The sequence below is a fragment of the Acidiphilium sp. genome, assembly GCF_049977125.1.
In the GTDB taxonomy this organism is placed as follows: domain Bacteria; phylum Pseudomonadota; class Alphaproteobacteria; order Acetobacterales; family Acetobacteraceae; genus Acidiphilium.
The window spans coordinates 1-9,038 of sequence record NZ_JBMFGY010000044.1 but is presented as its reverse complement, the minus strand read 5'-3'; the positions used below and the strand labels follow the sequence as shown (position 1 = coordinate 9,038).

The following is a 9,038-nucleotide window of genomic DNA, read 5'->3' as shown; positions in this document are numbered from 1 at the left end:
AGGCGGGATCGGGCGCCGCATAGGTAAAATCATCCCGCGCGATCCCGCGCAACGCAACCGCCCGCGCGATCCCGCGCAACGCCGCCGCGATCGTTTCCGTGTCGAAATCAACAACCGGCAGCGTGAACATGCGCTCACCGGCATCCAGGATCGGCCGATAACCGGTGCAGCGGCACAAATTTCCGGCCAAACCATCGGCGATCGCCCGCCGCCCGGGCGGCGCGCGATCGTCTTGATGGGCCAGATACAGCGCCAGCAGCGACATCACAAAACCCGGCGTGCAGAACCCGCATTGCGATCCATGGCCATCGAGCATCGCCTGTTGCGCCGGGTGCAGCGCACCGCCGGCCAACCGGCGCACATCCTCAATCGTGATCACCGCCTTGCCATGCAGGGTCGGCAAAAACCGGATACAGGCATTGACCGGGCGCAACACCAGATCCCCCCGCCTGATCCCGCCCACCTCGCCCGCCTCGGCCAAATTCGCGACGATCACGGTACACGCCCCGCAATCCCCCTCGGCGCAGCCCTCCTTGCTGCCGGTGCGGTGCGCGACATCGCGCAACCAGTCGAGCAGGGTATACGTGATCGGCAGGTCGGCAATCTGATGCACCTGACCGTCACAGTAAAACCGGATCGGCTGGTCGGCCATGACTAGGCGAGCTTGCCCTGAATACCTGCAACCAGAGTCTGCAAGCCGGAAAGGGTGCCGTCATCCATCACCTTGCCGGCCGGCAGAAACACCTGGCCGGCCTGGTTGGTCAGCGGCCCGACGAACACCTTGTTCTTGCCTGCCTTGATCGAGGCGACCGTCCGGGCCGCAAGCTCTGCCGTGCTGTGCGGCATGTTTCGAAACGGCGCCATGCGCAACATGCCCGAATGAAAGCCGCCCCAGGTGTTCTCGGTCTTCCAGGTGCCGGCCAGAACCTCGCCGATCCGCTGGATATAATAACCGCCCCACTCGTTCACGATCGCGGTCAACTGGTCGTGCGGCGCGAATTTGATCATGTCGGTCGCCTCGCCGAAGGCGGGAATATGCCGCGCCGCCGCGGTCTGCAACGGCGCCGGGCTGTCGGTGTGCTGCGTGATCACATCGCACCCCTGATCGATCAGCGCCTTCGCCGCATCGCCTTCCTTGCCGGGGTCATACCAGCTGTCGATCATCACGAATTTCAGCCGCGCCTTCGGATTGACGCTCCGCATCCCGAGCAGAAACGCATCCATCCCCTGCACCACCTCCGGCACCGGCACCGAAGCGACATAGCCGGCGACACCGGTTTTCGAGATCTTGCCGGCAATCACGCCCTGAACGTAGCGGCCCTGATAGAAGCGAATGTCGTAGGTCGCGAGATTGGCGGCCTGCTTGTAACCGGTGCAGCTCTCGAATTTGATTTTCGGATATTGCGCGGCGACCTTCACCATATAATTCATATAGCCGAACGAGGTGCCGAAGATCAGCTGATTGCCCTTGGCCGCCAGATCCTCGAACACCGACTGGCACTCCGGCGCCTCGGGCACATTGGCGACATAGGTGGTTTCGATCGCCTTGCCGAAATGCTTCGCCGCCTGCAACCGTCCGATATTATGCTGATAGGTCCAGCCGAAATCCCCGACCGGACCAATATAGACAAACCCGATCTTCACCGGCTTGTCGGCGGCGGCGCGCACGATCGCGGGTGCCGCCAGAACGGCCGTGCCGAGGGCGAGATTGGTGTTGAACGAGCGTCGCTTCATCATGATCATTCGGTGCTCCTGTTGAATTTTTTGCATTATCGATGGCTTTGTCCACGCCTTCAATCGAAATTATAACCCACTTCCAGAAACACCGCGTGTTCCTGGGTGCCTTGCAACGCCGGTTTATAATCACCGAATTTGTTCAGCCAGTATTCATAGCCAACCCCGGCCACCAGTTTATTCGGCGCGAACCCGACCAGATGACCAACATCGACCAGAATTTTGGGATGCGCCAGAACCTCGGTGCGATGATAGAAATCCCCGGCATAGCCCCGCCCCTTCGGTCCGATCACATTGGCATACCCCGTGAAGTTCAGATCGACCGGCCCGACCGAAAACGGCAGCGACCACGCGGTTTCAAGCGCCGGCGCCACATTGAAACTCGTCGCACCGCCCTCGCCCTCATAGCCATTGGTGTCCCATTCATGCGTCACCTCGATCGCGGCGAGCAGAAACCCCTTGGGCACGGCGAAATCGAACTCCGGCCCCGCGACGAGCAGGCGTTTGTACGAGCCGAACTGGTCGTTCTGAACATCGTAGTCGCCGCCAAGGCGCAACCCGACATCGGCAACCGGCCCGAACGCGAAATCATGCGTGCCGGAAATCTTGTTGCCGCTCAGCGTGGTGCGGAACACGCCATAAAACTCCGCCGATCCCAGAGTCGATCGCCCCGTGACATTGACCGAAGGATCACCCTGGCCGAACTGTTCGAAATCGAAACTGGCGAAATTCGATCCGTAGGTCCAGCCGTTCGAATAGGAAATATTGACGGCGTTTTCAGGCACATTCGCGCCATTGGCGTTGCCGGGCTGCTTGTTGGCGCCGACATAGCGATAGCTGAGATAAATATTCTGCCATTCGATTCCCGGCGGATCGGCCTGGGCAATCCCAGGGACGCCGAACGCGATGAGGGCAAGCACAAGACAGGCTGAAATTCGGTTCATGACATAAACCCCGGGTGAGAGACCAATGAAACGGCGGCGCACGCCACCGAGCAACCCGTTCTGCACGTTTCATGCCATCACCATCGCGTTGCCGAAAACGATCCGATTTCTTGCATCTGTACGCAAAAACGGCACGCGATGCCCAAGCGGCAGGCCTGCCAACGCCTAAATATAAGTCAGATTATGCGTTCGCTCTCAGTAATTGCATATTTTATGGGCGCGAACGGCGGAAGCCGATCGCAGCCGCGCCCGCACCTCCGCAAGGCGCCGGTCAGCGCCGTCAGGCGTCGAGCAGATCGGTCAGCGGCGCAAAAATCTGGCTGGCGGCATAGTGCTTGCGCACGAAGGCGAACGCATCGGCCTCTTCGGGCTGCTGGCTCAGCGCCGCCAGAATGGTGGCGCCGAACGTCGCCGGCTGATCGGCAACGAATACCGGCGGCCTGGCATCGCTCGCCAGTCCCGCCCGCGCCTCGCCGGTCGCCACCGTCCACAACCCGTGGCGCGCGTAATCGAGCAATTTCACCTTCAACCCCGATCCGGTCCGCAGCGGCGCGATCGCCAATGCCGCGCGATGCAGCGCCGGCGCAAGTTCCGCAATCCGCCCCAACCGCCGCACCCCGGCCGGCACCGCCCCGATCGCGGCGCCGCAATCCCCCGCCAGATCCAGCACGATCGCGGGCCGCGCCTCGCGCAACCCCGGCCAGATCGCCTCGAAAAACCAGCGCAGCCCATCAAGATTAGGCAGATTATCGCTGCCGACGAACACCAGCCGATCCGGATCGCGCTCAACCCCGGCTGGCCGTGGCAGCGCCGCCGCCGGCATCGGCACCGTGACCACCGGGCGATCCGGGCACATCTCCCGCAGAATCCGGGCTTCCTCGGGTTGGATCGCGACGATCGCGCCGGCCCGGTCGAGCAGCCGCGCCTCATCGCCCCGGCACAATTCCCGCGGCTCGACCCGATACCCCGCGAGGCTCAGCGCCGCGTGCCGGCGATGAAACAGATCATGGGTGATCACCGCCGAAGCCACCCCCGCCAGCGCCGCCTGATCGAGCAAGCCCACCCGGAACATCGTATCGATCAAAATGGCATCCGGCGGGTCGGCGGCGATCCGTGTGGCGATCCATGCCGCCTCATCGGCGGTGATGAAGGCGCCGAGCGTCACGTCATTGCGTCCCTGCCGCCGCGCCTTGCGCAGGATACCGCCCGGCAGAACCACCCGCCCCAGCGCCGCCGCCACCGCGCGTGGCTCGGTCGCGACCAGAAATCCCCCGATGTCGAGCAATCGCGGCCCGGCAACCCGGTTGAACGGTCCCGCCTTCGCCATCCGCACGACCGGCATCGCCAGTCGCGGTCGCGTCAACCACAAATCAACCCGATGCCCCCGCGCCGCCAAATGACTGATCAGCGCGTGATTATAGGCAAGATGCCCGGCGGAACCGGATCTCGGGAGCTCGTCAGTGACGAAGCTGAAGCGTTTAGGTCGCAGCGGTTTTCCCGATGCCGTTCTGCTCGAACAGCGCCTGCAATTCACCCGATTGATACATCTCGGTCACGATATCGCAGCCCCCGACGAACTCGCCCTTCACGTAAAGCTGCGGAATCGTCGGCCAGCTCGAATACGCCTTGATCCCGTCCCGCAATTCAGGATCGTCCAGCACGTTCGCGGTCTTGAACGGCACCCCGCAATGCGTCAAAATCTGCACCACCCGCGCGGAAAACCCGCATTGCGGAAACATCGCGGTGCCCTTCATGAACAACATGACCGGATTTTCGGTCACGCTCGCCTTGATCGCGGTAAAGGCGGGATTGTCGGTGGTCTGGCTCATCGTCATTCTCCTAAATCGAGTTGCGGCCTAGTCGGGCGCCGATGTCTGCAGCGCCAACGCGTGCAATGCGTCGCCCATCCGGCCCTGCAACGCGGCATACACCATCTGATGCTGGCGCACCCGCGAAATTCCGCGAAACTGCTCGCTGATGACGCTCGCCGCGTAATGATCGCCATCCCCCGCCAGATCCTCCACAATGATCCGTGCATCCGGCAGGGCGGATTTGATCAATTGCTCAATCTCGGCAACCGACATGGCCATGGTGAAACCCTCAGGGACATCAAGCGAACCAGCGCGCGAAAAACCCTTCATGCACTCTCCGCAGTTCCCCCACAGATATGGCGGTGCCATCCGGGAGTGTCAATCGATCGCCCCCGCTCCGCCCCAGCATGGCAGCAGCCACCCCCGCCTCCCGCGCCGCCCGGATCACCGAAGCCCCATCCGCCACCGCCAGCACATACCGCGCCTGATCCTCCCCGAACCAGAACCCGTGCGCGTGACCCTCAGGCACCAGCGTCAGCGCCGCCCCGACCCCGCCCGCCAGCACCATCTCCGCCACCGCCACCAGCAACCCGCCATCCGACACATCATGACAGGCTTCAACAACGCCCGCGACGATCAACCCCCGCACGAACGCCCCATTCCGCCGTTCCACGTCGAAATCCAGCGCCGGCGGCGCACCATCCTCCCGCCCCAGCACCTCGCGCAACCACAGCGACTGGCCCAATTCCCCCCGCGTCGCCCCGACCACCACCAAATCCAGCCCCGCGACCAGCGCAATCCCGACCGCCTTGGCCGCATCCGCAATCACCCCCAACCCGCCGATCGCCGGCGTCGGCAAAATCCCCGCCCCCTCGGTCTCGTTATAAAGTGACACATTCCCCGAAACGACCGGAAAATCCAGCGCCCGGCACGCCGCCCCCATGCCCCGGATCGCGGCGACAATCTGCCCCATGATCAACGGCTTCTCCGGATTGCCGAAATTCAGATTATCCGTCACCGCCAACGGCACCCCGCCGGTCGCGGTGATATTCCGCCACGCCTCCACCACCGCCTGCGCCCCACCCGCCTCCGGGTCCGCCGCGCAATACCGCGGCGTGCAATCCGTGGTCAGCGCCAGCGCCCGCACACTGCCGGGAATCTTCACCACCGCCGCATCCGCCTGGCCCGGCCGCTTCACCGTCTGCCCGCCCACCGTCCCGTCATACTGATCCCAGATCCACTTGCGCGAAGCCAGATCAGGGCACCCGATCAACCGCAGCAACGCTGGCCCGATCCCCACCGGATCATCCACCGCCCCCAGCGCCACCGGCTTCGCCGCCTCGACATACGGCCGCTCATACAGCGGCGCCTGCTCCGCCAGCGGATCGAGCGCGATATCCGCCTCCACCACGCCCCGATGTTTCACCACGATCCGCCCGGTATCGGTAATATGCCCGATCACCGCGAAATCCAGCTCCCATTTCTCGAAAATCGCCCGCGCCATATCCTCCCGCGCCGGATCGATCACGATCAGCATCCGCTCCTGGCTTTCCGACAGCATCATCTCATACGCGCTCATCCCCGCCTCGCGCTGCGGCACCGCGTCCAGATCGAGCTCGATCCCCACCCCGCCCTTGCCCGCCATCTCCACCGAAGACGAGGTCAGCCCCGCCGCCCCCATGTCCTGAATCGCAACGATCGCATCCGTCGCCATCAATTCGAGACACGCCTCGATCAGCAGCTTTTCAATAAACGGGTCACCCACCTGCACCGTCGGCCGCTTCTCCTCGGAATCCGCGGCAAACTCGGTCGAAGCCATGGTCGCACCATGAATCCCATCGCGCCCGGTCTTCGAGCCCACATACACCACCGGATTCCCAACCCCCGCCGCCGCCGAGAGAAAAATCCGGTCCTGCGCCGCAATCCCCACCGTCATCGCATTGACCAGCGGATTGCCGTTGTACGAGCGATGGAAATTGGTCTCGCCCCCCACCGTCGGCACACCCACGCAATTGCCATACCCGCCGATGCCGCGCACCACCCCATCCACCACCCGCTTGGTCACCGCGAGCGAAGGGTCACCAAACCGCAACGCGTTCAAATTCGCGATCGGCCGCGCCCCCATGGTGAACACATCGCGCAAAATCCCGCCCACCCCGGTCGCAGCACCCTGGAACGGCTCGATGAAACTCGGATGGTTATGGCTCTCCATCTTGAAAATCGCCGCCAACCCCTCGCCGATATCCACCACCCCGGCATTCTCGCCCGGCCCGTGAATCACCCAAGGCGCTGTCGTCGGCAGCGTCTTCAGCCACACCCGCGATGATTTGTACGAGCAATGCTCGGACCACATCACCGAGAATATCCCCAACTCCGTCAGGCTCGGCGTGCGCCCCATAATGGCCAGCACCCGCTCATACTCCTCACCCGACAGCCCGAAACTCCGCGCCAGCGCCGCATCGACCAACTGATCCATCACGCCACCCCAATCGCGGCCAAACTATCGAACAGCGGCTTGCCATCCGTCCCGCCCATCAGCGGATCGACCAGATTTTCCGGATGCGGCATCAACCCCAACACCCGCAAATTCGCCGACAACACCCCGGCAATCCCCCGCGCCGACCCGTTCAAATTCGCCGCACCCGTCACACCACCCGCCGCATCGGCATACCGAAACGCCACCAACCCCTCACCCTCCAGCCGATCCAGCGTGTCGTCATCCGCGAAATAATTGCCATCGCCATGCGCCATCGGCGCGCGAAACACCTGCCCGCGCCGATACTGCCCGGTAAACACCGTATCCGCCCGCTCCACCCGCAAATGACAATCCATCGATAAAAACCGCAGCCCCGCATTCCGCAGCAACGCACCCGGCAGCATCTGCGCCTCGGTCAAAATCTGAAACCCGTTGCACACCCCCAGCACATACCCACCCCGCGCCGCATGGTCCGCCACCGCCCGCATCACCGGCGACTGCGCCGCCATCGCCCCGCACCGCAGATAATCCCCATACGAAAACCCGCCCGGTATCACCACCAGATCAACCCCGGCCAAATCCGTCTCCCGATGCCAGATCATCCGCGGCCTGCGCCCCAAACTCCCCTCCAACGCCATCGCAATATCGCGCTCGCGATTGATGCCGGGAAAAACAATGATGCCTGCTTGCATGAATAAGGGCCTCCGTCCCGCGCGTCTTGCCCTGCCCGCCGGCTGAGGGCAAGCCGAAGGAAGCAAGCTGTTCTTTTTTGCAAAAAAGAACCAAAAAACTCTTGATAATCTATGCCTGCGCTGTGGCACGGTCCTGGACCGACGCATCAACACATAATCCGCAAACCGGCCTACCGATGGGGATATCACCATGCGCGACCCTATCCCCGATCCCTCCGGCCGCTTCTCCGCCGGCGACACGCGCGCCGAAACGCAAAGGGGCGCGACCCCATCGTCGCGCCCCCGCCAGAACCTCAGATCACCGCCGGATCAGCCACGCGTCCGGCGCCTGTTGAGGATGAGACCAAGAGCCACAAGCCCGGTGCCAAGCAGGGCCAGCGAACCCGGTTCAGGCACGTTTGCCGGCGGCAGCCCCGCCTGCGCATAGGCCAGAACATCAACACCGTTTCCACTGCTATTCGTTATGTCGCCATTTGTGCTCAGGTCGGAAAAATTGGTAAGGGAACCGTTTTCCGACACATAAAAACTGAGCGTGTAGGTATTGCCAACACTGGTCGCAACCGTCTGGCTGATCGCGTCATACGCCTGGATGGCACCATCATGCCAGCAATTGCTGCCCGACAGCGCCCCGCAGGAATTTTCCACAACACCGCCGGCGAGTGCCCCGTATTGATTGGCGTAACTCCAGTCGAGCGGCGTCGAGGGATTCCCACTGCTCGTGATGGTTCCGGCCGTAAAGCTCGGATTGAGCAGAAGGTTGCCACTCGAACTCGTCACATCGACCAGCGACGGGTCCGAAAAACTAATGAATGTAGGGTCATCACGAAAGGCGAACGTAATCGCGGTGTCAGCAAGCGCCGCCGTGAAATTCACCGAATAGAGCTGCGCCGCCCCATGCGGAATCGTTTGCCCGGCAAGATCGAGAATCGCCCCACTCGGCGGCGGGTCATTGCTCTGCGCAAAGCCCAAACCCGTGGATGCCGCCAAAACGCCGATCGTGAAGGCCGTCGATAACAAAATCCGTCTCAAAATCAATCTCCCTGGTTAACGGTAATTCGTTACGATGCATGTTTGATGCCAATCAAAAAATAAAGGAATATCAGATGGTTATATTTCTACCATCGCGTTAGTGTAAAGAATCCTGACATATGATTTCTTGAATATAACCCCACGATACGGCACGAAGCCGCCGCATCGATGCGCGAGGCCACGCCCATCACCCCGCCATCCCACCAAAGCAAGCCGTTCTTTTTTGCAAAAAAGAACCAAAAAACTCTTGTTCATCTGGTTTGGTGGCTTTGAATCGTCTTGGATCGGCCTGAGGACGTGTGTATAATGCGCATCATGAAGAGCGCCGACCTCATCCGCGAATTGAAAAGCG

The 9,038-nt window shown here is 62.3% G+C and carries 10 protein-coding genes; all 10 read right to left on the bottom strand.

From position 1 onward, the window contains the following. On the bottom strand, positions 1–652 hold a 652-nt coding region (locus ACP5E6_RS08930), incomplete at its 3' end, for a 2Fe-2S iron-sulfur cluster-binding protein (RefSeq protein ID WP_427953882.1). 2 nt (positions 653–654) lie between these two features. Next, positions 655–1,737 (bottom strand): BMP family ABC transporter substrate-binding protein, encoded by a 1,083-nt coding sequence (locus ACP5E6_RS08925; RefSeq protein ID WP_427953881.1) that lies wholly within the window; start codon positions 1,735–1,737, stop codon positions 655–657. A gap of 56 nt (positions 1,738–1,793) precedes the next feature. Further along, a complete protein-coding gene (locus tag ACP5E6_RS08920; RefSeq protein WP_427953880.1) occupies positions 1,794–2,678 on the bottom strand; it encodes a hypothetical protein in 885 nt (294 codons plus the stop codon). A 280-nt stretch (positions 2,679–2,958) separates the two neighbouring features. Then, a complete protein-coding gene (locus tag ACP5E6_RS08915) occupies positions 2,959–4,041 on the bottom strand; it encodes a glycosyltransferase family 4 protein (protein WP_427953879.1) in 1,083 nt (360 codons plus the stop codon). A gap of 115 nt (positions 4,042–4,156) precedes the next feature. Continuing rightward, the gene (gene grxD / locus ACP5E6_RS08910; RefSeq protein WP_427953878.1) at positions 4,157–4,507 is read right to left on the bottom strand and encodes a Grx4 family monothiol glutaredoxin; all 351 of its coding nucleotides are present in this window, start codon (positions 4,505–4,507) and stop codon (positions 4,157–4,159) included. Between the two features lie 27 nt (positions 4,508–4,534). Next, positions 4,535–4,768, bottom strand: coding sequence for a BolA family protein (locus ACP5E6_RS08905; RefSeq protein WP_427953898.1), 234 nt, complete (start codon positions 4,766–4,768; stop codon positions 4,535–4,537). A gap of 19 nt (positions 4,769–4,787) precedes the next feature. Then, a complete protein-coding gene (gene purL / locus ACP5E6_RS08900; RefSeq protein ID WP_427953877.1) occupies positions 4,788–6,965 on the bottom strand; it encodes a phosphoribosylformylglycinamidine synthase subunit PurL in 2,178 nt (725 codons plus the stop codon). Further along, positions 6,965–7,657, bottom strand: coding sequence for a phosphoribosylformylglycinamidine synthase subunit PurQ (gene purQ, locus ACP5E6_RS08895; protein ID WP_427953876.1), 693 nt, complete (start codon positions 7,655–7,657; stop codon positions 6,965–6,967). The genes purL and purQ overlap by 1 nt, the downstream gene beginning before the upstream one ends. Before the next feature lie 309 nt (positions 7,658–7,966). Then, positions 7,967–8,686: a PEP-CTERM sorting domain-containing protein gene (locus tag ACP5E6_RS08890; RefSeq protein WP_427953875.1), complete on the bottom strand. Its 720-nt coding sequence runs from the start codon at positions 8,684–8,686 to the stop codon at positions 7,967–7,969. Between the two features lie 78 nt (positions 8,687–8,764). Beyond that, on the bottom strand, positions 8,765–9,038 hold a 274-nt coding region (locus ACP5E6_RS08885), incomplete at its 5' end, for a hypothetical protein (RefSeq protein ID WP_427953874.1).